22 protein-coding genes and 1 tRNA gene are annotated in these 25,181 nt (G+C 63.4%); 17 read left to right on the top strand and 6 right to left on the bottom strand.

The window, feature by feature from the left end; translation table 11 throughout:
- From B3T59_RS07265 to B3T59_RS07250, 4 genes are all read left to right on the top strand, one after another.
- A partial coding sequence (locus B3T59_RS07265; protein WP_287001859.1) for a catalase occupies positions 1-1,303 on the top strand: 1,303 nt, incomplete at its 5' end.
- Positions 1,304-1,452: 149 nt separating this feature from the next.
- Positions 1,453-1,884 (top strand): organic hydroperoxide resistance protein, encoded by a 432-nt coding sequence (locus B3T59_RS07260; protein ID WP_064864390.1) that lies wholly within the window; start codon positions 1,453-1,455, stop codon positions 1,882-1,884.
- A 124-nt stretch (positions 1,885-2,008) separates the two neighbouring features.
- Positions 2,009-2,485, top strand: coding sequence for a Dps family protein (locus B3T59_RS07255; RefSeq protein WP_005209551.1), 477 nt, complete (start codon positions 2,009-2,011; stop codon positions 2,483-2,485).
- A gap of 44 nt (positions 2,486-2,529) precedes the next feature.
- Entirely contained in the window at positions 2,530-3,069 is a 540-nt protein-coding gene (locus B3T59_RS07250; RefSeq protein WP_287001862.1) for a hypothetical protein, read from the top strand.
- Here B3T59_RS07250 and B3T59_RS07245 read toward each other — a convergent pair whose 3' ends face one another.
- On the bottom strand, positions 3,070-4,029 hold the full coding sequence (locus tag B3T59_RS07245) for a GlxA family transcriptional regulator (RefSeq protein ID WP_287001858.1): 960 nt from the start codon (positions 4,027-4,029) through the stop codon (positions 3,070-3,072).
- Between the two features lie 82 nt (positions 4,030-4,111).
- On the opposite strand from B3T59_RS07245, the gene B3T59_RS07240 reads away from it, so the two are divergent.
- The 12 genes from B3T59_RS07240 (at position 4,112) to B3T59_RS07185 (ending at position 18,294) form a co-directional block, all read left to right on the top strand.
- Complete coding sequence (locus B3T59_RS07240) at positions 4,112-4,354, top strand: hypothetical protein (protein ID WP_287001857.1); 243 nt, start codon at positions 4,112-4,114, stop codon at positions 4,352-4,354.
- A 94-nt stretch (positions 4,355-4,448) separates the two neighbouring features.
- Positions 4,449-5,936, top strand: coding sequence for a hypothetical protein (locus B3T59_RS07235; RefSeq protein WP_287001856.1), 1,488 nt, complete (start codon positions 4,449-4,451; stop codon positions 5,934-5,936).
- Positions 5,937-6,259: 323 nt separating this feature from the next.
- Positions 6,260-7,576 carry a metal-dependent hydrolase family protein gene (locus B3T59_RS07230; protein ID WP_287001855.1) on the top strand — a complete coding sequence of 439 codons (1,317 nt, stop codon included), beginning with the start codon at positions 6,260-6,262 and terminating at the stop codon, positions 7,574-7,576.
- A gap of 6 nt (positions 7,577-7,582) precedes the next feature.
- A complete protein-coding gene (locus B3T59_RS07225; protein WP_231894957.1) occupies positions 7,583-8,356 on the top strand; it encodes an ATP-binding cassette domain-containing protein in 774 nt (257 codons plus the stop codon).
- A 1-nt stretch (position 8,357) separates the two neighbouring features.
- A complete protein-coding gene (locus tag B3T59_RS07220) occupies positions 8,358-10,322 on the top strand; it encodes a YhgE/Pip domain-containing protein (RefSeq protein WP_287001854.1) in 1,965 nt (654 codons plus the stop codon).
- A gap of 74 nt (positions 10,323-10,396) precedes the next feature.
- Positions 10,397-11,809: a glutamate decarboxylase gene (locus B3T59_RS07215; protein WP_064861905.1), complete on the top strand. Its 1,413-nt coding sequence runs from the start codon at positions 10,397-10,399 to the stop codon at positions 11,807-11,809.
- A 198-nt stretch (positions 11,810-12,007) separates the two neighbouring features.
- Positions 12,008-12,676: a hypothetical protein gene (locus tag B3T59_RS07210; protein ID WP_064861906.1), complete on the top strand. Its 669-nt coding sequence runs from the start codon at positions 12,008-12,010 to the stop codon at positions 12,674-12,676.
- A 4-nt stretch (positions 12,677-12,680) separates the two neighbouring features.
- Positions 12,681-13,688, top strand: coding sequence for a helix-turn-helix domain-containing protein (locus B3T59_RS07205; RefSeq protein ID WP_251723853.1), 1,008 nt, complete (start codon positions 12,681-12,683; stop codon positions 13,686-13,688).
- 4 nt (positions 13,689-13,692) lie between these two features.
- The gene (locus B3T59_RS07200; protein ID WP_251723854.1) at positions 13,693-14,784 is read left to right on the top strand and encodes a helix-turn-helix domain-containing protein; all 1,092 of its coding nucleotides are present in this window, start codon (positions 13,693-13,695) and stop codon (positions 14,782-14,784) included.
- A 106-nt stretch (positions 14,785-14,890) separates the two neighbouring features.
- Positions 14,891-15,883 carry an AraC family transcriptional regulator gene (locus tag B3T59_RS07195; protein WP_287001853.1) on the top strand — a complete coding sequence of 331 codons (993 nt, stop codon included), beginning with the start codon at positions 14,891-14,893 and terminating at the stop codon, positions 15,881-15,883.
- A complete protein-coding gene (locus B3T59_RS07190; protein ID WP_287001852.1) occupies positions 15,876-16,901 on the top strand; it encodes an AraC family transcriptional regulator in 1,026 nt (341 codons plus the stop codon). Before B3T59_RS07195 ends, B3T59_RS07190 begins: the two co-directional genes overlap by 8 nt.
- Positions 16,902-16,932: 31 nt before the next feature.
- Complete coding sequence (locus tag B3T59_RS07185; protein WP_251722073.1) at positions 16,933-18,294, top strand: dipeptidase; 1,362 nt, start codon at positions 16,933-16,935, stop codon at positions 18,292-18,294.
- Positions 18,295-18,301: 7 nt separating this feature from the next.
- Here the strand turns inward: B3T59_RS07185 and B3T59_RS07180 are convergent, their stop codons facing one another.
- The 3 genes from B3T59_RS07180 to B3T59_RS07170 form a co-directional block, all read right to left on the bottom strand.
- A complete protein-coding gene (locus B3T59_RS07180) occupies positions 18,302-19,348 on the bottom strand; it encodes an acyl-CoA dehydrogenase family protein (protein ID WP_287001851.1) in 1,047 nt (348 codons plus the stop codon).
- A gap of 60 nt (positions 19,349-19,408) precedes the next feature.
- Positions 19,409-20,041, bottom strand: a complete 633-nt coding sequence (locus B3T59_RS07175; RefSeq protein WP_287001850.1) for a lipocalin family protein — start codon at positions 20,039-20,041, stop codon at positions 19,409-19,411.
- A gap of 289 nt (positions 20,042-20,330) precedes the next feature.
- A complete protein-coding gene (locus B3T59_RS07170; protein WP_064861913.1) occupies positions 20,331-20,738 on the bottom strand; it encodes a DUF7144 family membrane protein in 408 nt (135 codons plus the stop codon).
- A gap of 315 nt (positions 20,739-21,053) precedes the next feature.
- Here B3T59_RS07170 and B3T59_RS07165 point away from each other — a divergent pair.
- Positions 21,054-21,127, top strand: a tRNA-Pro gene (locus B3T59_RS07165).
- Between the two features lie 187 nt (positions 21,128-21,314).
- Here the strand turns inward: B3T59_RS07165 and B3T59_RS07160 are convergent.
- Positions 21,315-22,391: a metallophosphoesterase gene (locus B3T59_RS07160; RefSeq protein WP_287001849.1), complete on the bottom strand. Its 1,077-nt coding sequence runs from the start codon at positions 22,389-22,391 to the stop codon at positions 21,315-21,317.
- A gap of 155 nt (positions 22,392-22,546) precedes the next feature.
- Positions 22,547-25,000 (bottom strand): penicillin-binding protein, encoded by a 2,454-nt coding sequence (locus B3T59_RS07155; protein WP_287001848.1) that lies wholly within the window; start codon positions 24,998-25,000, stop codon positions 22,547-22,549.
- Positions 25,001-25,181 lie beyond the last annotated feature (181 nt).

The raw sequence follows: 25,181 nt of genomic DNA, 5'->3' as shown, positions 1-25,181 counted from the left end.
CGTGCACGCCAAGGGCGGCGGGGCGTTCGGCGAACTCGTGATCACGGGTGACGTGTCGCGCTACACCAAGGCCAAGCTGTTCGCGCCGGGCGCGAAAACCGAATCGCTCGTACGCTTTTCGACGGTCGCGGGCGAGCAGGGTAGCCCCGATACCTGGCGCGATCCCCGCGGATTCGCGATCAAGTTCTACACCGAGGACGGCAACTACGATCTGGTTGGCAACAACACGCCGGTCTTCTTCATCAAGGATCCGATCAAGTTCCCCGACTTCATCCGTTCGCAGAAGCGACTTCCCGGTTCAGGGCTTCGCGATCACAACATGCAGTGGGACTTCTGGACGTTGCGGCCCGAGACCGCGCATCAGGTCACCTGGTTGATGGGTGATCGAGGCATCCCGAAGTCGTGGCGGCATATGGACGGATTCGGCTCCCACACGTATCAGTGGGTCAATGCCGACGGCGAGCGCTTCTGGGTGAAGTACCACTTCAAGACCGATCAGGGCATCGAGTTCCTCACGCAGGCGGAGGCCGACACGCTGGCAGGCAGTGATCCCGACTATCACCGCCAGGATCTGTACGAGGCGATCGAGAACGGCGAGTTCCCGAGTTGGACACTCAAGGTCCAGATCATGCCGGTCGACGAGGCGGAGGAGTACCGCTTCAATCCGTTCGACCTCACCAAGGTCTGGTCGCAGCAGGACTACCCGCTGATCGAGGTGGGCACCTGGACGCTGAACCGCAACCCGCAGAACTTCTTCTCCGAGATCGAACTGGCATCGTTCGAGCCGTCGAATGTGGTTCCCGGAGTGGGCTTCTCGCCCGACAAGATGTTGCTTGGCAGGGTCTTTGCCTATGCGGACGCGCATCGCTACCGCATCGGGACGAATTACGCTCAGCTGCCGGTCAATTCGGCGAAACGCGCAGAGGTCAACACGTACTCCAAGGAGGGTGCGATGGCATACAACTTCTCCGCCCCCGACGTTCCGGTATACGCGCCCAATTCATTTGGTGGACCGCACGCCGATCCGGGTGCCGCGGGCGACGAAGGGCTCTGGTCCTTCGACGGCGCGGCGGTGCGTGCCGGCTACATCGAGCACGCCGAGGACAGCGATTGGGCGCAGGCGGGCACGATGGTGCGCGACGTGCTCGACGATGCCGCACGCGAACGCCTCGTCGACAACATCGTCGGACACGTGCTCGGCGGTGTCAGCGAGCCGGTGCTGTCGCGAGTGTTCGAGTACTGGCGAAACGTCGACGAGGATCTGGGCAAGAAGGTCGAATCGGGCGTCCGAGCAGGACTCTGAGACTGAAATCTTGCTGAACATCTGCGATATCGGAACAGCACGATCGCGAGAGCTGTTGTAAGACAAAGAAGTACCACATCTCAGGCAGTCTCCATCTAGGCAGCAGTATCCATTTGTACAGCAGTGTCCATTCACAGAGGAGAACACACATGGCCATCGAACCCGCTTACACCATCTCGTCCACGGCGACCGGCGGCGGCCGCGACGGCGAGGTCGTATCCGCCAGCGGACAGATCGATCTGGACCTGCGCCCACCGAAGGAGCTCGGTGGCAGCGGAGAAGGCAGCAACCCCGAGGAACTCTTCTCGGCGGGCTATGCGGCCTGCTTCCTCGGCGCACTGCGTGCGACCTCCAAGAACGCGGGCTCGCCGGTTCCCGACGACTCGACGGTCACCGTCACCATCGGCATCGGCAAGGACCCGGCTGACGGCGGGTTCGGACTCGTCGCCGACATCGAGACCTACATTCCCGGCGTCGACGAAGCCAAGGCAAAGGAACTCGCCGAGGGCGCACATGCCTTCTGCCCCTACTCCAAGGCGACAAAGGGCAACATCGCCCACAATCTGACGGTTCGCGTCTGACACCGACGCGACCGTTGCGAGCCCGGCGCCACAGCCCGGCGCCGGGCACAACCGCAAGCCCGCCTACCGGCGGCAGCATTCAAGCCGCTTACCGGCGGCACCGAGAGAGAGAAGGAGTCACACAATGACGAACACTCCGATCACGAGCACCCTGACCGATGAGCAGAAGACGGTCACCGGTAACGCGCTACAGCAGACCCTTGTCGATCTGATCGATCTGTCCCTGGTCGCCAAGCAGGCCCACTGGAATGTGGTCGGACGGAACTTCCGTTCGGTCCACCTCGAGCTCGACGAGCTGGTCACGGTGAGCCGCGAGTTCACCGATCAGGCGGCTGAACGTGCGACCGCGATCGGCGTCTCGCCCGACGGTCGGGCCGAGACCGTCGCCAAGACGGCGGGCACCACCGGATTCGGTGACGGTTGGACGTCCGACACCGAGGTCATCGCGTCGATCGTCGAGAACCTCAAGGCTGTGATCGCCGGTCTGCGTACGCGGATCGACGAGACGGAAGAGGCCGATCCGGTCACCCAGGATCTGCTGATCTCGTTCGCCGCCAAACTGGAACAACTCCACTGGATGTGGCAAGCACAGATTGCGTGAGACGCCCGCGCTGTAGCGTCTAGTGCGTGAATGATCTGGGGGTCATGGTCGGCCTTGGGCTCGTTGCAGCCACGGTCGCGACCATCGCATATGTCCGAACCCGCGAGCGCGAAGCCGATCGACTGGCTCGCGCCGCGGGTTTGGCGCGTGAACTGCGTGAGCTCGCCGACGGCGATCCGGTCCGTCTCGCGGCCGTCGAGGAGTACGAGGTCACGCTGTATCAGCGGTTGTTCTACTCATCGATCGTGACGCCGCGTCTGCGCGGCGCTGCATGGGCTCTTCTCGCTGCCGTGCTCAGCGCAGTCGGAGCCGTCGCATCGCGCGGAGACGGAGTGGTGCTCGGCGCGGTACACATCGGCGCTGTGGTGCTGGCGGTGCTCTTCGGTATCGCCGCGATCGTCTACGGCGTACTCGCACTGGTCCACGTCGCCACCACCCCGCGCGTCTCGTTCAGCGAGTCATACGACGACGCGCCGACAGGCGATGACCCGGTTGTCACCGAGACTGCCTCGATAACGCTCGAAAAGGCATCGACTCCTGAAAAGGCGTCAACTACTGACACAGCCTCGAAGAACGACGCCTAGCTAGCCGGCCTGTTGGGCGGCGAAGCGTCGGCGATAGGTCGCGGGTGAGACGCCGACCGCTGACGCGAAGTGGTGACGCAGCAGCGTCGCCGACCCGAATCCCGCCTGCGTGGCGATCTGTTCCATCGGCAGCGATGTGGTCTCCAGCAGCCGACGCGCGTGCGCGACGCGCTGTTCGGTGAGCCATTTGTGCGGGGATACGCCCACCTCGTCGCCGAAGCGTCTGGCGAAGGTCCGCGGCGACATGTGCATGCGGGCAGCCATCTCGTCGACCCGGACCTCGCGGTCGAGGTTCTCGACGAGCCAGTCGAGCATCTCGGCGAAGCCTTTTGAGCCGCACTCGGGGATCGGGGTGTCGACGAACTGTCGTTGACCGCCGTCGCGATGCGGCGGAACCACCATGCGTCGCGCGATCAGATTGGCTGCCTCGTGCCCGATTTCTTCGCGGACGAGATGCAGCGCGGCGTCGATGCCCGCCGCGGTGCCGGCGCTGGTGGTGACCGGGCCGTCGTCGACGAACAGTACGTCGGTGTCGACGCGGGCCGCCGGGTACATGCTGGCGAGCTTCTCGCCGTAGGCCCAGTGAGTGGTGCAGCGTCGGCCGTCGAGTAGTCCGGCGGCCGCCGCGACGAATGCGCCCGAGCACACTGTCAGGACCCGCCCGCCGTTGTCGACGACCGCGCGCACGGTGTCGAGGACCTCCTCGGGGTACTCGCCACTCGTACTGCCGCCCGGGATGGCGGCGAGGTCGACGTCGCGCGCGGCGTCGAGTCCATGCGTTGCGACGATGCTCGCGCCGTTGCCGATACTGAGCGGCTGGGAGGGGTCGGGTGCGCAGACGCGGAAGTCGAATGGCGGGCCGCCGTAACCCGTGCGATCGAGGCCGAACACCTCGTTGAGCACGCCGAATTCAAAGAGTGCGACGTTGCCGTGCAGGATCGCTGCCACCTTGTTGAGCACGTACCCAGTATGGCAGAAAATTGTCGAACGTTGGCTTTAGTGCCACTGGTGGCGGAATTTGAGTGGGCAGACAATTTCTGACATGACATTCTCAGACGCTCTCCTCCTGGTCTTTCTCGTCCTGGTCTTTGTGGTTCCGGTCGTCTACGCGGTTATCCGCGTGCACTGGGACCGCGAGCTGCCTGCCATACCGTTCGGCTTCGATCACTCCGACGGACACGGCGACTGGGCGCGCGGCTCGGTGACACCGTCGGCCGACGCTGACGCGCAACGCATCGCCGACGAGCTGTCTGTGCTGCGGCTGCACCGCCGCGACTCCGCGTGACGAACCGAATGGAGTCCGGGCAGGCACGGGGTTGTTACGTTGGTAAGGCACGTCGGCACGGGTCGTAGGCAATCGCGAGGGGAGTGACGCATCGGTGGTCTCACGCGGACGAGCCGTCGCCCTCCTGGCGGCACTCGTCGTAATCGCGCTCCTGACGACCGCGTCGACGCTCCCACGCATACCCGACGTCGCGGTCTTCGCCACCCCGGCGATCGGGCCGCAGGTTGTCGATGTGCCGAGCTCTCCCGCAATTTCATTGAGCAGCAAGCTATTTCGCAGTTCCAGTGACGCCATCGTGGTCACCGACTCCGCGACCGGCGAGGACTGGAAACAGATCTCCGAGACCGCAGCGACAAAGCATGTCCCGGTCTTCGCCGCGCGCCCGGCGACCAGCTCAGGCGTCGAAGCCGAGTTGCGTCGACTCGGCACACGGTCGGTGTGGGTGGTTGGTGCCGGCGATACGGGCCTGCACGCGACGTCACAATTTTCGACGACGCTGGTGTCGACGACGCACTCTGATGGTCTCGACAGGGTGCGCGGCAACCCGGCCCCCGGCGGCCGCAGGCCGGTCGTCTTTGCAACGGGGCCGCTCGACCCCGACCTGGCCGCCACCGCCGCGGCAGGCGGAACACGACTCGTCGACGTCGCAGTGCCGGACCCGCGAGCGAGTGGCGAGTCGGTGCGCGCACTGCGTGAGGCTCGTGGCACGGTTCCCGTGATCGCGTTGGGACGGGCGTTCGGCGACACACCGACGTTCGCCCGGAGTGTCGACGAGGCGGTCACCGTGCCGGAGATCCCGGGCGGCGGGCAACTCGTGGCATCCGGCAGGCGCATGGTGGCGCTATACGGTTCTCCCGCCGCGCCGTCGCTCGGACCACTCGGCCGCCAGGACATTGCTGCGACAATCGCGCGGGTCAAGGGCATCGCAGCGCAGTATCAACGGGTGAGCCGCGAACTGGTGGTGCCTGCCTTCGAGATCATCGTGACCGTCGCATCGGCGTCGCCGGGCGACGGCGGCGCGTACACCTCGATGATCGATCCCGCGCAGATTCGACCGTGGGTCGAGGCTGCGGGCCGGGCAGGCGTCTATGTCACGCTGGATCTGCAGCCTGGGCGGATGAACTTCCTGACACAGGCCAAGCGCTACGCAGATCTCCTGGCGATTCCGCATGTCGGACTCGCACTCGACCCCGAGTGGCGGCTCAAACCCGACCAGGTACACCTCACCCAGATCGGTTCGGTCGGAGCCGCAGAGGTCAACGCGACGTCGGACTGGCTCGCGGGCCTCACGCGTGAGCATCGGTTGCCGCAGAAGTTGTTCGTGCTGCACGAGTTCGACACCGACATGCTCGCGAACCGTCGGCAGATCGTGACCACACGACCGGAACTGCAGACCGTGATCCACGCCGACGGGCACGGGATTCCCTCGGTCAAGATGGACACATGGCGTCGAATTCTGGTGGATCTACCGCCGAACGTGGTGATGGGGTGGAAGAACTTCTATACCGAGGACACACCGATGCTCACTCCTGCGCAGACGATGAATGTGGAGCCAAGTCCATTCTTCGTCTCGTTCCAGTAGGCCGCCGAATCGCAACCGTTGCTTTCGTGACGCGATGGCTCACTTTTTGTGTCGGATTCGAGGGGTCCTGATCTCCTCGAAGCTGAGTGGGTTACGTTGAACATGAAAGTGAGCAGTGGACATTAGACCTCTGAGCCCGCGCTGGGTCGGTGGGCGTTCGGCTGTGGCTCCGTAGAGTCTCGGCCGCTTTGTCGTGCGCTCAATTCCGCTGCCAAATGGCTGTGAAATTCTTCCTAGGGTAATAAGTCCCGCATTTGGTCGGATATGTGTCACCTAGGCACGGAGATGGACGTCGTCACAAATTCGACGCTAATCTCTGGCCCATGCCTAGCCAGAAATCCTCACCGAGGACAGTTATTCGCAATGTGAATGTATTCGATGCTGTCAGCGATTCGGTACGACAGAACTCCGATGTGGTCGTCGAGGGATCGCGAATCAGTGCCATTTCCGACTCGCCCGTTGGCGAGACACCGGGAACTCCGACGACTGTCATTGACGGTGGCGGACGCTTTTTGATGCCAGGGCTCACAGACGCCCACGTCCACCTGATGGGAAATGCCAACAACTATCTCGATTTCGTGATGGGCGCGACCGGCCTGCTATTCGGCAACACGATTGCCGAAGCTCGTCGCATGCTGCTCCGCGGTTTCACCACTGTCCGGGACATGGGCGGCGATACAGCTCCGGTGAAGAGCCTCATCGACAAGGGTGAGTTCGAGGGACCGCGAATCTATCCCAGCCAGGCGATGATTTCCCAGACTTCGGGTCACGGCGATTTCGCTTTCGTCTACGAGATCCCTTACGAGTTCGACGGAGGCCCAAGCCGTACCGACTCGATCGGTTTCACCCGCGTCGCCGATGGTGTTGCGCATGTCCTGACAGCGGTGCGTGAACAACTCCGCAAGGGTGCCTCGCAGATCAAACTGACCATTGGCGGTGGCGCGGCGTCGATGTACGACCCGCTCTACACGCTGCAGTTCACACCGGAAGAGATGCGCGCGGCGGTTCAGGCTGCCGAGGACTACGGCACCTATGTCGCGACGCATGTCTACACAGTCTCGGGAATCCGACGCGCGATCGAGGCCGGTGTGCGCTCGATCGAGCACGGGCATCTCGCAGACGAGCAGACGGTCGCCCTCATCGCGGAGAAGGAGATCTGGTTGTCGATGCAGCCGTTCTTCGAGCACGATCACAGCTATCCCGATGCCGACCGTGCAGGCAAGAATCGCGAAATCTGCAACGGCACAGCCGATGTGTATGCGTGGGCCAAGAAGTACGGGGTGAAGACCGCCTGGGGAACCGACCTCCTGCTCGAACCCGAATCAGCTCCGCGGCAAAGTGAAATGGCCGCGCGCCTCGGCGAGTTCTACCCGAACAAACAGGCGCTCAAGATGCTCACATCGGGCAACGCCGAGCTGTTTGCCATGGCGGGTAATCGCGATCCCTACGGTTCCGCGCCGCTCGGTGTCATCGCAGAGGGCGCCTGGGCCGACCTCCTCGTCGTCGACGGGGATCCGATTGCCGACATCTCGCTCATCTCCGACCCGGAGAAGAACTTCTCGTTGATCATGAAGAACGGCTCGGCCGTGAAGAATGGTCTGCCCATTCTCGAGTCCGGCGCTGCCGCGCCAGTGAATTGAGTGGTGATGACAGACGGTGATCCAGTGACCGCGCCCATTGCGGTGCAAAAGTCCACTGGCGTCGGCGACGCCGTGGGTGTCGATGACGAGACCCTGCTGCGGGCCGACGGAATCGGTGTACGCGCGTCGTGGGGCCACATCTTCGGCCCGACCGATGTGACGATTCGGCGAGGTGGCGTCACGGTGCTCGTCGGTTCCGGTGGGCGCGGTCGAACATCGCTGCTGCTGACTCTGGCCGGACGTATGCGACCGTCGTCGGGAGAGCTGCACGCGTTCGGCAAGGTCAACAATGCCCAACACTTGTTCTCCCGCTCGGCGATCGCATGGATCGACGAGGTTGACGGCATCGAACAGACCATTCGGGTGAGTGACGTTATCACCGAGCAAATACGTTGGGCGGCAAAGTGGTACAAGTGGGTAGGTCGTGCAACGCCTGATGACATGGAACGAATCTGCCGACCCGTCTTCGGCCCATACTCCCTGCCGGACATCGACGACTACGTGGAGGAACTCCCCGAGCTCACCGCCGCGATGTTGCGGATTGCGGTGGCAAACATACGCAAGCCCCCACTCCTTGTGGTCGGCGGAATCGATCGGCTGACCCGAATCGACAGCGCGCAGAAACTCCTCGATCGACTAGCGGCACTCGGTGAGCAACAGACGGTTATCACCGCAGATGTCAACGGGACATTCCCTGACGCTCACGTGCGAGACGTGATCGAGGTTCACAATTTGACCGACAACGAGTTCGTGCAACTCGAGACCGAGGACCGTGTCTGACATGCTCGCAGCCTTCTCTCCGGGTAGCGATTTCAAACGCTACTACCGCGGCCGGATGCCCCGCCTCGCACTCATCGTCATCATCCTCATGCCCCTGATGTATGGCGCGCTCTATCTCTGGGCCTTCTGGAATCCGTTCAATACGGTCGACAAGATCCCCGTCGCGTTGGTCAATGCCGACGCCGGTACCACGGTGCAGGGACAAAAGCTCGACGCCGGTGCGCAGGTCGCGCAAGGACTCGTCGACTCGAAACAGCTTGATCTGCATGAGGTTTCGGAAAAGGACGCGGCAGACGGCGTGCGTGACGGGAAGTACTACTTCTCCATCACGCTGCCCAGCGACTTCAGCGAGTCCGTCGCGTCGCCGACCGGCGACAATCCGCGTTCGGCGCGTTTGATCTTCACCTACAACGATGCCAACAACTACCTGTCGACGGTGATGGGGCAGGATGCGGCCCAACAGGTGGTCAACAAGGTGAGCGCGCAGGTGGGTGCTCAGACGTTCGATATCGTGCTCAGCGATGTGAGCAAGCTGATCCCCAAGCTCAAAGAAGCGCAGGCAGGAGTCAATCAGCTCAATGCCGGCATGAAGACCGCGAACCAGGGCGCGCACGAACTCTCCACCAACCTCGTCACCGCGAAGAACGGAGCAGGAGAACTCGCTGGGGGACTGAATGAACTCGACTCGGCTGTCACCTCGGCGACGGATCCGATTCTTGCGGCGCTGAACAACGCTGGAGGCAGCGGACTCTCGACAGCCGAACTGACAGCGGCGGCCGATCGGCTCGGGACCAACTCCCAGGCGGTGTCGGCACAGTTGAACACTGCCTCTACGACCCAATCTCAGGCGAGCACACTCGTCGACAACACCGTCGCGCAGCTGGCACAGAGCACCGATCCCAATATCAGGGCGCTCGCAGGCGCGCTGAGTCCGGTCCAGAGCTTCCTCAAGACGCAGGGACTCGGTCCGGACGCGAACAATCAACTGACACAGGTGAAGAGCGATGCAGCCGTGGTCTCGGCGCAGATGAGCGATCCGCAGAGTCCGGTGAGGCAGGCGCTCACCCTCCTCGAGAGCGGAAAGCTCAAGAGCGACATCATGTCTGCGCGGGGTGCGGCGAACGAGCTCAGCAGCGGCGCGACCCAACTCAGTACCGGTCTCGTGGAGCTGAGTAACGGTGCGGACCAATTGTCCAGTGGTACTACGCAACTGGCGAATGGTACGCAGCAACTGGCAGGCAAGGTCAACGACGGCGTTTCGGACATACCGAAGTGGTCTGAGAAGCAAAAGGAGCAGTTCGCGAAGTCGCTTGCGCAGCCTGTCGCGCTCGAGGAGAACACTCTCAATGAGGCCAAGACGTTCGGCACCGGCTTCACACCCTTCTTCTTCGGGTTGGCACTGTTCGTCGGGAGCATCATCGCGTGGATGCTGTTCACACCATTGCAGGCGCGACCGATTGCTCAGGGACTCAACTCATTCCGTGTGATCCTTGCTTCCTACGCACCGACCCTCGTGGTCGGAGTCTTGCAGGCCGCGATCTTGTATCTGGTGGTCGTGTTCGCCATCGGGCTTCGTCCGACACACCCCTGGGCCACCTTCGGTTTCATGCTTCTGATGGTGGCGATGTTCATGGCAATGATCCAGATGTTCAACGCGCTATTCGGCCCGGCTGTCGGCCGCGTTGTCACACTGGCCTTCCTGATGATCATGTTGACGTCCGCGGGAGGTATCTATCCCGTGCCGACGACGACGAAACCGTTCCAATACATCCACTGGGTAGACCCGATGACGTACACGGTCACCGGACTGAGACAACTCACCGTCGGTGGCGTCGACAGTCGATTCTGGATCGCACTGGCTGTCGTCATCGGCCTGACATGCCTGTTCCTCGCCGTCTCGACATTGGCCGCGCGAAGAAACAGGCAGTACAACATGGATCGCCTGTACCCGCCGGTCGAAGTGTAGGAGTGACAGCCTACGAACCTCGCCTTCTGACGTCCCCCCCGAAGCACAAGCACAACGAAATCGAGGAGATCTCAATGACCAAGTCACGCAAACACACCAACGCGCGTGCGACCACCAACACCACCGAGAACATCGTCCTCAACCCGGTATTCGCGCGACCGGGAGAGGCGACCGAGTTCCCGAAGTTCACCATCCCGGACTCGATGAGTCTGCCCGAGACCGCCTATCAGATCGTCCACGACGAGGCGATGCTCGACGGCAACGCCCGGCTGAACCTGGCGACGTTCGTCTCGACGTGGATGGATGACGAAGCACGGAAGCTGTACTCGGAAACCTACGACAAGAACATGATCGACAAGGACGAGTATCCGGCGACCGCCGCGATCGAAGACCGATGCTGGAAGACCATCGCCGATCTGTGGCATGTGCCCGACGTCGAAGCAGCGATCGGAACGTCGACCATCGGTTCGTCCGAAGCCGCGATGCTCGGAGGCCTTGCGCTCAAACGCCATTGGCAGCATCGACGTAAGGCAGAGAACAAGCCGATCGACAAGCCCAACCTGGTGCTGTCCACCGCGGTACAGGTGTGTTGGGAGAAGTTCCTCAACTACTTCGAGGTAGAGCCGCGCTGGGTCCCCGTCTCCGAAGAACACTTCGTGTTCGACGGCCACGATCTCGAAAAGTACGTCGACGAGAACACCATCGGAGTCGTCGCCATCCTCGGCGTCACCTACAACGGGCTGTACGAACCGGTCAAACAGATCTCGGAAAAGCTCGACGAGATCCAGGCATCCACCGGACTCGACGTCAAGATCCACGTCGACGGGGCGTCGGGAGCAATGGTTGCGCCTTTCTGTCAGCCTGAGCTCGAATGGGACTTCCGCGTACCGCGGGTGGTGTCGATCAACACGTCCGGCCACAAGTACGGGCTGGTCTATCCCGGCCTCGGATGGATCGTGTGGCGCGACACCGAGGCGTTGCCCGAGAGCATGGTGTTCCACTGCAGCTACCTAGGCGGCGACATGCCAACTCTCGCCCTCAACTTCTCGCGTCCCGGCGCCCAGGTTCTATTGCAGTACTACAACTTCCTGCGACTCGGACGCGAAGGATACCGGGCGATTCAGCAGGGTTCCATCGACGTAGCGCTGTTCCTCTCGCACGCGATCGCGGATATGGGGCCGTTCGATCTCGTCAGCCACGGTGACACGATCCCGGTGTTCGCGTGGAAGCTGAAGGACGGTTACACCGACAAGTGGTCGCTCTACGATCTCTCAGATCGCTTGCGGCTCAAGGGCTGGCTCGTCCCTGCCTATCCCATGGCCGACGGCCTGGCGGACTGGACGCTGCAGCGAATTGTGGTACGAGCGGGACTGAGTCACGACTTGGCCGCTGCGCTGCTCGCCGACATCGAGAGCGAAGTGGCCTTCCTCGACAAGCTTGAGACGGCGATGCCGCGCGAAGGAACCGGCTCGCACTTCCACCACTGATCGCCGGCGTAGTCGATCGGCACCACTGCTGATCGGCTTCGTTGCCGAGCACTGTCACCTCCGGCTCTCGGGCTGCGGGGAGTGGATACCCGCTCACCCACAGCCGAGCGCCGTGGTGACGGCAGAAGGTACGGATCAGGGCGTGTGCGTCTCGGTACGTGCCCGAAACTCGGTACCTGACAGAAAGGAGCAGTTGTCGTGACCTCTGCCGCTGTGGAGACCCCCGACTGGCATCGCGTGTTATTGACACCAACGCTGACCAAGCAGTGTTGGGGCTTCATGATCGGCTCCGCGCTCTTCGCGTTGGGATCAGCGCCGTGGATCGGCATATGGATGGGCGCTGCAAATGCGAACATCTGTTACTTCATCGGCGCGTGGTTCTTCACGGCCGCGGCGTTGGTGCAATTGCTGCGCAGCGGCGCGGTCACTGTGCCCGTCGACTACGCGCCGGGAACGATGGTGCGTGCGGAATGGCTTGCGGCAGCTACACAATTCTTCGGCACTCTGATGTTCAACACCAGCACTGCGGCCGCACTGTCCGCGCGCAACATCGCATCGGAGAAGCATCTCGTATGGTCGCCGGATGCCGCAGGCTCGGTGATGTTTCTCGTCAGCGGAATACTCGTGCTCGTCGCGTACAACCACACCAGCAAGGCGTGGAATCCCAGTGATGTCGGATGGTGGTCGGCGCAGATCAACTTGTTGGGTTGCATCGCTTTCGGCGTGAGCGCAGTGGGTGCGTACATCACACCCGACGGCAATACCGTCGACGACGTCCTGGCGAACAGTTGCACGTTCATCGGTGCCGTCTGCTTCTTCGTCTCGTCGATGATCGTCTTGCCGCGTCGAACTTCTGAACGGGCGTAGGTGAATGAGCAAGAGCGCGGGTAAGCGATTCGATACCGGACGTCTGAACGACTGGTACCGGCGAGTGGGCACGTCACCGCAACTCGGAAGCGCCTCGTCGCGGCATCTACATCGCAGCGGAGCGGGCGACGCCGCGAACTACATGCCGACTTTTGTGCTGGAACCGCATGACGGAGCAGAGAATTTCGACGAGTATCTCTTCTGGCGTCCGCTGTCGTTCGTCCTCACCTACGTGCTGCTCCGCACGCCGTCCACGATGCACAGGACAACCCAGTGCATTTCGGAGTACAACTCTGACTTCGTTCTGTTCGGTACAACCGACTCCATCACGGATGGTTTTGTGACCTCCGACGATCGCCAATACTCGTTCACCTACTCCAATCCACTTGCCGCGCTGTCGATGTCGGAGACCTTCTCGATCACCAACACGACCACCGCCGAGTATGCGAGCGTCTGGGTGCCCGCCGACATGGTCAACGACGCCGACCTCGCCGAGGCCGATCCCGTGATGGAGGATTCGCCGCTGAGTCGGGCCACGGCGGTCTTCCTGCGCAACTTTGCCTACGACGTCGCGGTGCGGGGCGCCGACGTCGAACTCGACGCCGAGATGGCGGCGATCGACCTCCTTCGGTCCACCCTCAATCCACACAGGTCGCGGGAGACGTACACCGTCGACAGCCCGGCTGTGCTGCGTGAACGGGTGACCGATGCGATCGACCGCAACTACCGGAATCCTGACTTCGACGCCGAGTCGCTCGCCGGTCTGTTACATCTCAGTCGACGCCAGCTCTACCGTCGGCTCGCTGAGTTCGACGAATCCCCAGCGGAGATGATCGCGCAGCGTCGGCTCGACAGGGCGCGGGAGTTGATCGCGCGTGGCGGTTCCTATGGCCTTAGCGGAATCGCGCACGCCTCGGGGTTCTCGTCCGTGGCCACCCTTCGGAATCGTTTCACGGCGCGGTACGGAATCACGCCCCTCGAGTATGCGAGAGAAGTCAGCGATGGTTGGTGAGGCGATGAACAGCATTCGATCCGGGGACGTCTCGCAGTCGCTGTCCCAGGATGCCGTCGTGCGGTGGAAGCGGGGCCTCGGGGTCGGGCTCACCGGGCGTGCGCCGCGGGCGCTGTCGGGGCGAAACGGATTGGCGCAGTTCTCGGATGCGGCCATCGCAGCCGCAGAAGGCCAGAGTGGTTTCGAGGCGCTCAGCTATCAGCGGACCATGTCGATGCTGCGCGCCTACGCGTGTCTGGCCACCCCGTTTCGACTGACGCGCGGGGCGGGAGCTGGGCGCGCAACGGGGGGCGAGGTCGTCGTTGTCGTTCATGGTGTGAGCGCATGCAGTCACGTCAGAGTCGGCGACGAAGTGGCCACGCTGCGGCCAGGACAGATGGCGGTGATCCCGACTCACACACCCTTCGCGCTCTGGACGACGGCGGTCACGGACCTGACGATCCTGCTGGTGCGCGAGGAGGCTCTCGGGGTCGCGGATGCGGTACTCCCGGGTCGCTCGGATGGACTACTCCCTCACACGGTCGCTGCGTTTGTGCGACGTTTCGTCGCCGATGCCGCAACCGCGAATCGGGCCGTTGGTGGAGAGGCCGAACGCATCGTCGTCGAACTACTGCGCGCCACCGTCACCCACGGCAACCGGCTCGGTCGACACCCGTCGACAAGCGCGCCCGTTGTTCGTCAACGCGTGCGCGACATGATCGAGGACCGGTACACAGACCCCTCCTTCTCCCCGGATTCCATTGCGCAGGAGTTGTTCATGAGCCGGCGTCAGCTCTACCGGCATTTCGACGACACGGGAACGACACCGTCGAGGTTGATCAACCAACGGAGACTCAGGCGCGCACGCGAGATTCTGAGTGGCGATGAAACGATACTCCTCGACGAAGTGGCGCATCGGTCGGGATACACGTCGGTCAGTACATTGAGAAACAGGTTCAAGTCCGAGTTCGGAATCGCGCCTCGACAATTCAGCGAGTTCGCGATTGAGCAAGCGGATGTTCCGTCTGTTTGGGAGAATCACATCGGCCCTCCGGGGATTCCGATCCACGACACTGACTTCGAGCCAGGTGACGATGTCCGACAGCGATATGTTTGACGGCACCCCAAAAACTGATGGCGGACCGAATGCTGAAGCGGGTCGTATGCGCGGGCCGGCGAGATACCGGTTGAACCCGGAGGTCGTTGCTGACTGGTACAAGCGAATGGGCGCTTCCGAGACGCAGAGGGAGAAGCTGTCGCGACACACCTGCTTGGCCGACAGTGGAGCATCGGACTTCATCTCGGCCCTGTCGGTCAGGCCGCTGCACGGGACGGAACTGCAGCAGCATGTCTTCTGGCGCACGTTGGGTGTGACTTCGGTATTCGCGCTGCTCCGCACACCTTGTACGACGGCGCGCACCGTCGAACTGATCAAGCATCACCGCTCGGATTACGTCTTGGTGGCGACACAGCAGCTACCGATGTCCGGTCAGATCCGCCACGGCGGCCGCACATACCGCTTTGGGCAGTCGGATCGACTCGTCGTCATCGATAATCGGTCGCCGATCGAGGTGGAATCCTTCGACATCACCGATCCGCTGGGAATGTGGGTACCAGCAGAACTATTGGGTAATGATTTCCTGCCGGGGCAGCAATCATTCGCGCCGATGATCATGGGGTCGACTCTTGGTTCGGCGATTGCGGCATTCTTGGTCACATTTGTCCGGGAAGCCGCGGTGCGCGGGAAGCACATCGACTCAGAAACCGAGATGAGTGCGGTCGATCTGATCCGAACCGCCATCCGGCAATCCGACCTGAGCTCCTTGCGCGAAGAGAGCGATGCGCGATTCGCGCGGGTTGCGACGCGCAGGCTCATAGATCAGAACTATTGGGATTCTGATTTCGACGTTGATGTGCTCGCCCGCCGGCTGTATCTGAGCAGGCGTCAGCTCTACCGGTATCTCGCGCCGTCGGGACACTCGCCCGCGGAGATGATCGTCGAACGTCGGCTCGAGTGTGCACGAGAGCTGTTGAGCGGCGAGGCCGACATCAGCATCGCCCGCCTTGCACAGTTTTCCGGTTTTCCGTCGGCCAACGCGCTGCGCAACAGGTTTCGGGCCCGCTACGGCGTCACGCCACAGGAGTTCCGACGTCGTGTGCAGGCGAACGACGACATCACGGGCCTCATACACGACGATGGCTCGAGCGATGGCTGAGGCCACGCCGACGCGACTGGACAGCCGAGCGGTCGAGGCATGGAAACGTGAGCTGGAGGCGTCACGCCCGGACACCTCCACGCTGTTGTGCGGTGAGTCGGGTGTCGACGCCTATTCGGCCGGGTTCGGAAGACTCACCGTCGCGGAACCGGCGTCGTTCGTCGCGTCGGTGTTCTACCGTCCGTTGTCGACGGTGCACGCGCTTTGCGAACTGTCGACTCCGCGGCGTACGGAACGCACGGTAGACGACGTAGCGGCGCAGGAGGGGCCGCCGCTGGTGATTGCCGCGGTACATCGCCTGGCCGGAACACTGCGATTTCGCCAGTTCGGGAGGACGAAACGCTACCTTTCCAACCAACTGGCACTGATCACGACGGCCAGCCCGTTCGTGGGCGAGTTCGCGGCCGTGTGCGAGTCGACGATGCTGATGATCCCGGCACACAAGATCGACGACGGCCTCACGTCCGCGCGTAGCGGGATGTTGCCGACGATCGAGGAGACGACGTTAGGTCTGGCGACGGCGGGATTCGTGCGAGCTTTTGCCGTCGACGCCGCGGTGCGCAATCAGCCCGTGTCCGAAGAGGACGAGTGGGCCGCGATCAGCCTGATTCGTAGCACCATCGGCTACATTGGCGCTCACCACGTCGACAACACACGAGTAGTCATCGCTGCCGCACGGGAGGCAACCGAGCGGCACTTCGCCGATCCGGAGTTCACTGCAGACGTGATGGCCGAAATGCTGGGGATCGGTCGGCGACAGCTCTACCGACACTTCGTCCATGCGGAACAGTCGCCTGCAGAACTCATCGTGGCACGACGGGTCGCGTACGTTCGTGAACTGCTCGACGAACACGATTCGTCGGCGCTCGACGTCATTGCTGCGAAGTCGGGCTTTACGTCCGCCGCTTTGCTGCGCAAGCATTTTCGTGACGAGTTCAAGATGACTCCCAGCGAGTATCGCGCCGGTGTGGCCACCGCGCTACCGCAAGTCGACCGCGGTACTGCGCCCTCGACGTGACACGATCCCCGCGATGTGAGTTACTCGAAGCATGACCGATTCCACGGCTGTCGACCCCATTCGTGCTCGAGTCCATGAGCTGATGCCGCAGGCTCGCAGCGATCTCGCCGAGATGGTTGCCTTCAAATCCGTCTACGACCCCGCGGGTGAGCCTCCGCCCGACTGCGACGCGATGGTCGAGTGGCTGATCGCGGCGTTCACCGAGGTCGGGGTGCACGACGTCGAAGCGCATGTGACCGCCGACGGAAGCAAGGCCGTGACCGGGCACATCCCGGGTCCGGCAGGCGCCCCGACCGTGCTGCTCTACTTTCACCACGACGTCCAACCGCCGATGGATCCCGACGCGTGGAAGTCTCCCGCTTGGGAACTCACCGAACGCGACGGCCGCTGGTACGGGCGGGGTGCAGCAGATTGCAAGGGCAACATCGCCGTCCACCTCACCGCGCTGCGCGCACTCGCGGGCGAGGCCGGAGTGAACATCAAGATCATCGGCGAAGGCTCGGAAGAGCAGGGGTCGGGAGGTATCGAGGACTTCGTGCCGAAGCATCCCGAATTGCTCGACGCCGACGCCATTCTCATCTGCGACTCCGGCAATTGCACTGTGGGACAACCGACTTTGACGACGAGTCTTCGTGGTGTCGCCAATGTGGTCGTGAGCGTCGAAACATTGGAATCCGCAATGCATTCGGGCATGTTCGGTGGTGCGGCTCCCGACGCCTTGGCGGCGTTGATCTCGATGCTCGCGAGTCTGCGTGACGAGCACGGCAACACCACTGTTCGCGGGCTGGATGCCACACAGGAATTCGACGGTATCGACTACCCCGCGGAGAACTTCCGGCGCGACGCCACCGTGCTCGACGGCGTGGATGTCGTTGGCTCCGGCCGTATTTCGGACATGGTGTGGGCGCGCCCGGCCGCAACGGTGCTCGGCATCGACTGTTCGCCGGTCGTCGGGTCGTCGGCTGCGGTGACCCCGCGTGCACGTGCACGCATCAACCTGCGGGTTCCGCCCGGCATGGACGCGAAGGTTGCTCAGGACGCGCTGATCGCGCACCTCGAAGGGGTCGCGCCCTGGCATGTGAAGATCTCGATCGAGCGCGAGGCCATCGGGGCGCCGTTCTCCGGATCGACCGAGGGGCCTGCTTTCGACGCGTTGGTCGACGCGATGAGCTCCGCCTACGGGCGCGACGTGGTGATGCAGGGGCAGGGTGGATCGATTCCGCTGTGTACGGTGCTGCAGCAGACCTTCCCCGACGCCGAGATCATGCTGCTCGGCGTCGAAGAGCCGTCGTGTCTGATCCACGCGCCGAACGAGAGCGTCGACCCGTCGGAGATCGAGAATCTCGCCATCGCCGAGGCATTGTTCCTGCGCGACTTCGTGCGGCCCGAATAGTCGACGATCACTCGCTCTCTCCGCTGAAGCGTTGCAGCAGTAAGCCTTTCAATTCGGGGCGACTAGCGGCGACGAGGGTGAACGTCGCCTCGCGGGAGAGGCGGTCGGCGTCGCTTCCGACGACCAGCGCACGGCCGCCGTCTGCTGCCACGAGCGCTGCGGCGGCATCGACTGCCAGCTGCGCCCCGTCGGCGCGCGCGGCGAGCAGTGCGTCGGCGTCGGCGAGTGAGGTGTCGAGGCGGGTGCGGATCTCGCTGCCGCGCTCGCGGAGTCGTCGGGCCTGCGCGGTTGCGCCTCCCCGGTCGAGCAGTGCTGTGCAGCGGCGGAGGATGCCGAACGGCAGCGCGCCGTTGAGTCGGATGCCGATGTTCTGGGTGGCGAAGAAGTCGTCGAGCGCGACCCTGCTGACCACGAGGGCGTCGAGAACAGGAAGCGAATCCACGCGCAGGCTGACGGTGTGCGATGCGTTGCCCGCGGTGAGTCGCATCGGCGAGACCGTGATGGCTGCCGACATCGGGTGTGTGGGAACGATTGCCGCGATGACGTCGTCGGAGTCGACGTCGCGCGCCGAGATCTGCAGCACGTCGATGTGGCCCCACCCGCTGACGAACGGTGCGTATCCCGAGAAGACCCAGCCGCCGGCGGTACGCCACGCGCTCATCCTCGGCGGTGTCGGTACCGCACCCGCGTAGGCGACGCCTGCGCGGATGCGGCCGGACACGGCGTCGTCGAGGAGTTCGTCCCGCAGGGCGTCGTTGGTGGTGCCTGCCAGCGAGATGACGACACCGTGATGCTGTAGCCAGGTGAAGGCCGTGGAGAGACAGCCACTGGTGAGGACCTCGATGATCTCGATGACCTGGGTGAGCTCGAGCCCCGGCCCGCCTACTGCTTGCGGTGCTGCGATGCCGTACAGCCCGGCGTCGGCGAGTGCCGTCCAGTGGGTGGCGGGGACCTCACCGGTGCGGTCGACCTCTGCGGCGTCGGGAAAGAGGAGGTCGTCGGCGATGCGGTACGCGGCGGCGATGAGCGCGGTGGGGCTTGGCGCGGTGTCCACGCGTTCAGGGTAATCGGCCCGGCGGTGAACTCGAGCCGAGTTCACCGCCGGGCCGGTCGATCACACGGTGCAGAGCGGCGAGTAGTCCGAGCGGCCACCCGTGATGGGGGAGATCAGGAAGGTGCACGAGTTGAAGCCCAACGACTCCGTCTTGAGCCGCAGCATGTGCAGCTGCTCGTTGCTCACGACCTTTTGTCGGCTCAGCACGAAACCCGACAGCCGGTACGGGTCGCCGACAATGGCGTACTCATACGGGCCCTTCGGATTCTTGCCATCCGCGACCCACGCGATCACGTAATTGGGGAACGAGCCGGTGTTGATCGTGTTCGGGATTCCCGGAAAGGAAACCGCCAGCGCGGCATTGCTCTTCTTCGGGTCGACGACTGTCGCTTTTCCCTTGATGCCGTCGGGTTGCCCGGTGAAGCTGGTGCATTTGTTGTCGACACCGACCGTCGTCGAATTGATCAGTGTGTATGTGGCGTTGGTGTCCTTGGCGCAGCGAATTCCGTAGAACGCCGGGATGGTTGCCTGCTGCCACCAGGTACCGAGGTAGCGCTCGACGTCGAGATTCTTGACCGGCTGGAGCGTGGTGTCGGCGCGAGCGGGTGCGGGCATCGACAGCAGCGATGTCATGGCGGCGAGCAGTGCTGTGGCGAGTACGACGAGAATCCGGACGGGACGCTGCGTGTGCATCGGACGACTCCTGGGGTCGGGTGGTGTTCTGGGAACGTTGCAGGATTCGACACCGAAGACACGGCGGATGGGTTCGCGCGCCGACTTTGTCTCGCAAGAAGCCGGGTTTGTCACGCACGAAGCCGGCGGCCGGTCAGCGCCCTCCCGTTTTCAGTCATTTTCTTGCCGACCGTCGACGCCGACCTGGGCTTTTCCTGGTCGGTACCGCGCCGATTGACTGAAAACGGGCGAGCCCTTGTCCAGGGCTCGCCCGCTTTTTGGTGTGAATTGGCAGGTCAGGAGATCGGCGTCAGACGACGTCGGGTTCCCAGGTGGACACGGCCCAGATGACAACGATGTCGAGGACGATGATCAGAATCGCCCACCACGGGTTGTAGGGCAGCCAGAGGAACTGCGCGATGATCGAGAGGGACGCGATGATGATGGCCGAGACTCGCGCCCATCCGGAGCCGACCGCCAGGCCGCCCGCGATGATGATCGCGATGATGCCGATGATCAGATGAATCCAGCCCCACGTGGTGAGATTGAATTTGTAGATGTAGTCGGGAGTGGCGACATAGAGATTGTCGCCTGCGATCGCGGAGATTCCCGCGAATACTCCGACGATGCCGGCTACGAACAGAAGTGCAGCGGCCACGACGGTGATTCCGAATGCGGTGCCTTGTTTCGCCTCATACTTCTCGAACTCACTACTCATGTGCCCGTACCTTTCGCATGGTCGATTCTGATGAATTGGTCGCGCTTGTCGAGAGGTGATTGTTCTGGTGTGGACACTAGTGACCACATGGACAGATGGGTCCTTTTTGTGTGGTAGTGATGCCAAACCTTGTCTCAGAATGCGTTGTTCTGAGTCCTCGGGCGACCATGGGTGGTCGGATTGTGCTCCGTGCTTCTCGTGTCCGCGTCTGGATTCGCGCTGCCGATCGCCTGTTCGCGCCGGCTGCAATCGGCACTCTGACCAGGCGATTTAGTAGCTGGGCGGTCGCGGGGGTAAGCTATCGCAGGTTGCACACGGGGTGTGGCGCAGCTTGGTAGCGCGCTTCGTTCGGGACGAAGAGGTCGTGGGTTCGAATCCCGCCACCCCGACAACGGATCTGGTTGAACCGGAACCGACAAAGCTTCTTGTGGTTGAGAAGTAGTAGTAGGCCCTGACCCGGAGTGATCCAGGTCAGGGCCTCCTCGTTTCTGGGGCTATCCCGTGTTTCTGTCCCCGGTTTCTGTCCCCGGTTTCTGTTGGGACGTCCGTATCGAGCCGTCAGTCCTTATCGAGCTGTCAGCTCGTCTCGGAGGCCAGCTGCGGCAGCGAGTGGTCTTCGTCGAACTCGGCGTCGCCGTGTGAGACCGGAGTGAGGGTCAGCAGGCTGGCCTCAGGGCGGCAGCAGAACCGAGCAGGCGCCCACGGCGAGGTGCCGAGTCCGGCACTGACGTGCAACTTCATCGACGTGCCCCAATTCGACGGTCCCTTGACGCGGGAACGGTCGAGGTGGCAATTGGTGACGATGGCCCCGATGCCGGGCAGGCAGAGCTGTCCGCCGTGCGTGTGGCCCGCCATCACGAGGTCGTAGCCGTCGTCGGCGAAGCGGTCGAGGACGCGTGGCTCGGGCGAGTGCGTCAATCCCAGGCGCAGGTGCGCAAGCGGGTTGGGCCGGCCTGCGATCGTGTCGTAGCGGTCGCGCTCGATGTGCGGGTCGTCGACGCCCGATGCGACGACGCGGACCCCGGACACCTCGAGCTCGCGCACGGAGTGCGTTGCGTCGAGCCAGCCGCGCTCGATGAACGCCGCACGCAGATCCTGCCAGGGCAGTGGGGTGCCGTGGGTGCGCTCGTGATCGGTCTTGAAGTACTTGAGCGGGTTCTTGGGGCTCGGCCCGAAGTAATCGTTGGAACCGAATACGAAAAGCCCTGGGCGCGAGAGCAATCCGCCAAGCGACTGAATCACGGCGGGTACCGCGCCGGGGTGGGCGAGGTTGTCGCCGGTGTTGACGACGAGGTCGGGTTCGAGCGATTCGAGTTCAGATACCCACGCCTGCTTGAGACGTTGATTAGGCATCATGTGGAGATCGCTGATGTGCAGGACGCGCAGCGGAGCGGCGCCCGGTTCGAGGACCGACATGGTGGCGTGCCGCAACGTGAAGGCGTTGCGCTCGATCACCGTCGAATAGAAGAGTCCGCCCGCGGCGAGGCCCGCCGCCGCGCCGAGGGCACGCGCGGTGCGATGCGACGACAGTTGTTTGCGGACAGACCCAGACGGAGACAACGAACCGATAGACGACGACGCGACAGAAGAGGACGCGATAGACGAGAGTGCGGCCCGCACGCGTGATGCGGCATCCGTGTGGACATCAGACATTCACCCAGGATACGCGCCACCGTGGTAGGCCAACCACCTCAACGGCACGCTTCGACGAGCCCGCACCAGCGGGCTGCCAGTAGGCAGCCCACCGATCGGCGTCAGCCGGGAGAGCTCACCGGTCGGCGTCAGCCGGGAGAGCTCACCGGTCGGTGTCAGCCGGGGAGCTGGATCACCACCGGGCCGACGCCAGGCACCTGGACGGTGGTCTGAGTCGGGCCGGGGCTGTCGCCGCTGTCGTTCTTTCGGCCGTTGCTGACGTAGATCGTGACGGTGCTGCCCGGCATCGCAGAGTCGGACGGCGCTGTGAACACCACCGTGCCCTGCTGCCTGCTGCTGTCGACCTCGAGTTGGTTCACCTTGAAGCCCGCTTCTTGCAGACGCGACGTCGCGTCGCTGGCAGGCAGCCCCGTGACCTGCGGTATTCGGCCGCTGTTGTTGCCGTTCATGTAGCGCGGGTCGGCGGGCGGGAGGCTGACCGGACCGAACTTCGTCGCGATCGGGGTGAGCGCCGAGTACCACGTTCGAGCGGGCTCCATGCCGCCGTAAATATCGCCCTCGCCGCACAGTCGTGCCGGCCCGGAACACACACCCGACGGGTTGGGACCGTCGGAGTAGACGTAGGTGGCTGCGGCCATCTGGTTGGTGAATCCGACGAATGCTGCCGAGCGGTGCGCTTCCGTCGTACCGGTCTTGCCCGACACCGGAAGGTTCCAGCCCGCTGCGCCTGCCGCGCCCGCGGACGTGCCGCCGCCCCTGTCGTCCTGGCTCATCAGATTGGCCATCGTGTTGGCCATGCCGGGTTCGACGACCCGTTCGCATGCGGGCGGATTGAACGCGACCGGAGTGGTCGCGGGCTTGCCGTCGGGGTCGAGGACCGGGTTGCCGTACTGGTCACGCTTGATCTTGCTGATCGACTTGACCGGGTTCGGCGGACACCACATGCCGCCGGAGCCGAGCGTCGCGGCCACGTTCGAGAGCTCGATGGCGTTGACCGGCCAGGGGCCGAGGGTGAACGAACCCAGGTTGCCGTCCTTGACGTACTGGGCAATGCTCTTGTCGCCGAAACCCGACGAGCCGGGCACCGTGTACGAACGCATGCCGAGGCGGACGGCCATGTCGACCGCGGGCTTGACGCCTACCTGCTGCAGCAGCTTCACGAATGCCGTGTTGGGCGACTGCGCGAGCGCCTGCGTGATCGACATGGACGCCGGATACTTACCGTCGTTCTTGACGCAGTAATAGTTGACCGGGCAGCCGAAGGCTCCGCCGCTGTCGCCCATACCCTCGACGGCGATGCTGCCGGGAACGGGGATGTTCGAGTTTCCCGGCAATCCCTTCTCGAGGCCCGCGGCGACGGTGAAGATCTTGAAGACCGAGCCCGCGCCGTCGCCGACCAGCGAGAAGGGTTGTGGCTGCACGGTCTGCATTGCGTTGGCATTGAGTCCGTAGTTGCGGCTCGACGCCATCGACAGGACGTCGTGCGACTTGGTGCCCGGCCGGATCACGCTCATGACCGCGGCGACACCGTCGGCGTCGGGGCTGACATTGGCCTGTGCCGACCGCACGCTGTTGCGCTGCACCTCGGGCTCGAGAGTGGTCTGGATGATGTAGCCGCCGCGGGTCACAGACGACCGCGACATGCCGTTCTCGGCCAGGAACTGCAGTGCGTAGTCGCAGAAGAAGCCGTTGTTGTCGGCACCGATGCAGCCCTGCACCGGCGTCCGCGGCTGGGGAAGAACTCCGAGGGGCGCCTTCTTGGCGGCTTCGAGCTCGACGCGTCGGTCGGGGAAGTTGGCGATCATCGTGTCGAGGACGGTGTTGCGCCGCACGGTCGCGGCCTCGGGATTGCTGTAGGGGTTCAGCGCCGAACTCGACTGCACCATGCCTGCCAGTAGCGCTGACTCTCCGACGTTGAGATCCTTGGCGCTCTTGCCGAAGTAGGTCTGGGCAGCGGCTTCGATGCCGTAGGCGTTGTTGCCGAACGGCACGACGTTGAGATAGCGGGTGACGATCTGCTTCTTCGCCTCCTGCTTGGCCGCGGCGTCGTCGAGGCCCTTTCGTTTGGCCTCGTCGCGCAGCGACTGCTCCATCGTGAGCGCCATGCGCACCTCACGCAGCTTGCGGGCGGGGGTCGTCTCGATGGCTGCCTGCCGGTCGGCCTCGGTGCGGGCGAGTACGAGGAGCTGGTAGTTCTTGATGTACTGCTGATCCAGCGTCGACGCACCCTGCTGGACCTCGCCCGACGACGAGTTCTTGAGGAAGGCGCGGATCGTGCCCTTCCAGTCGACGCCGTCGTGCTCGAGGAAGCGTCTGTCCTCGATCGAGATGATCGCGCGGATCATGTCGGGGGAGATGTCATTGTATCCGACCTGGTATCTGTACTGGTCGAAGAGTCGTGCGATGGGTGTCCCCGCCGCGTCGGTCATCGTGGTGACCTCGGGCAGTGTTCCGCTGAGCAACTCCGACGAGACGTTCTCCACTGCCGACGCCGCGCGATTCGACGCGATACCCACACCGCTGGCCACGGGATAGAGCAATCCGGCTACGAGCACGCCGGCCAGCACGCATGCCCCTGCGAGCGACCACAGCTTCTTCGACTTCGGCACTCGGACAGGATACGTGTGATTTCTGAGACAACCGTTTGGCCCGCCGGTGAGGTGCCCGATGGTCTCAGACTGAACGCTCCGTCGGCATGAATCGACGCTCGGCGTCGAACCGACGGGGGTTTGTCGGGACGCTTTTGTCGGTTTCCCTGCGAGTTTGCACGGTTGTGCCATTTTTCTCCGG

It is taken from the genome of Gordonia sp. UBA7860 (genome assembly GCF_002500165.1).
GTDB lineage: Bacteria > Actinomycetota > Actinomycetes > Mycobacteriales > Mycobacteriaceae > Gordonia > Gordonia sputi.
This window is presented reverse-complemented; position numbering and strand designations above follow the sequence as displayed.